The organism is Pseudomonas avellanae BPIC 631 (assembly GCF_000444135.1).
In the GTDB taxonomy this organism is placed as follows: Bacteria; Pseudomonadota; Gammaproteobacteria; order Pseudomonadales; family Pseudomonadaceae; genus Aquipseudomonas; species Aquipseudomonas avellanae.
The window spans coordinates 1-1883 of the sequence record NZ_ATDK01000412.1; the positions used below are offsets into that span (position 1 = coordinate 1).

A 1883-nucleotide genomic window follows, 5' to 3' on the forward strand; every position below is an offset into this window, starting at 1 on the left:
TGGCCAAACTGGATCGTGATGCGTTCTTCAATGCTGAGTTCATGATATGACATAGGTTCACCGTACCGGATTGGTCAGGTGTTGCGCTCAGTTTTTGCCGCCGCCCGTTGTAAAACTGCTTAGAGGCGTTTTTGCATATCTGTTTGTAGAAATCGTCACCGTCCTGGACAGTAAAACCAGCACCCACAAAGCACCCTCGCGCAATTTCGCGGAGAGAATGCCTGATTCCGCTCGAATTGTCGTATACGGCATTTAGGCAACCTATCAGAATCACAACATCATCTTTTGACAAGGGGGCCTCACCACTCATTATTCTTGCGTGATTAACACAGGACGTCGCGTTGAGAGCTGTAAACGAGTCTCCTAATCCAGAGGCGTCTTCAAATCCTACCCCTGAATCAATAAGTTTTACATGAGTTAAAGGTAGGTTTTTCAAGTCTGCCATTGATTTATGTTTCAAATCCTCTATTTTATCGGGGGGTAGCTTGAAGATTTTTTCTTGTATATAAATATATGCATGGTAGAGCACCGGCCCTGCAATGCTGGTATTCCTCTTAAACACACTCTTTGCTAAATCTTGCTCTGAGAACGGCCTACTTAGTTCTATTTTATCAGCTTCGTCTTGGAGTACAGTGCCTCGATTATAATGACTTTTCAATATGATCCGTTCCGCATCACCCCAAGTGTCTTCACCCGCATAGACCTGTCTGAAAACCAAAAGTGCTTGGCCTGCTGCGAATTGGGAATCACTGTTGAGCGTGATATTCTTTCGAAGTAAGTTATCAAGATTTTCCATACACTGCTTGGGCGTGAGAGCTTTTTCGCCATGAGTGTCTTCTATGAAGTGTTTCAGGCCTTTTTCCACAAATGGCTTTGTGATAGAACGAGATGTATAACCAGTAGATCCCGTTTCCTCATTTCTAACGCCAGTCAAAGAATATTTGTTCTTGCTTATATAGGCCTCGCTATTTGTAAGGTCAAAGTCTTTTGGTATTTTTTCCGGATTGAGTTTTTTTATTGCTTCTTCATTGGTAAGTTCACCTTTCAGGCACATAATATTCTTCAGAATTGATGAGTGCGCTTGTTCGGTGTCGACTAGGTCAGATAGGGACTCTTTAGTTGCCGCACGATAATCAATCATCGTTAAAAATTGATTCTCTCCGCAAAGCCTAAGCGGGCTTAAAAGCGAGTTATTATTTTCAAGAGTGCTGCTATGGTTGCTTTGGTAGCGCTTTCGCGCTTTGTCTTGTGCATCGTTAAGCCTGGCATCGCTGGTAAAACCACATTTGCCATCATGCAGAGAAGTGGTAGAAAGAAAAAAATTATTGGCAGTTTTATCGTAGAGGTAGGCGCTGCCTGCAAGGTATGCAGCGTACCTCATGGCGCGGAAGGGCAATTTAGAGTTATTGCTGGATTGGCCTTTTGAATCGCCTTCGTGTGTCTTTGCGGTTTGCGTAGCGCTCAGCGCAGCGGGTTCATTATTTTTTGCTATTGTATTAGTTGCCTCTATCTTAGGCGATGAATTAAAAGTATTCTGCACCATTCTTGAAGCTGAAGAGAGATGACTGTTCTTTATTTGCATAATCTAGGTATCCTATGTGCTTCTGGCCATTAGATGGTTTTACAAAGCTATACGTGGTCGTCGCCAAGCGTAGAGTTCCACAATGAATTTTCCTCACCCTCCAACTCCAGTCCAGAGTGCGTCCAGATTGATTATGTTGCCATCGCTCTGGATGGTTAATGTCCGCTAGCCAGGATCAACCAACTATTCATATAAGGGCGGCGGCAAAAACTGAGCGCAACACCTGACCAATCCGGTACGGTGAACCTATGTCATATCATGAACTCAGCATTGAAGAACGCATCACGATCCAGTTTGGCCA

Annotated in this window: 1 protein-coding gene; it reads right to left on the bottom strand. The window is 43.9% G+C overall.

All coding sequences use genetic code 11. The features are described 5' to 3' along the window. The coding region (gene xopAG, locus DW49_RS0123295) for a XopAG/AvrGf1 family type III secretion system effector (protein WP_024421433.1) at nt 1–1582 on the bottom strand (1582 nt) is incomplete at its 3' end. Nucleotides 1583–1883: the final 301 nt, after the last annotated feature.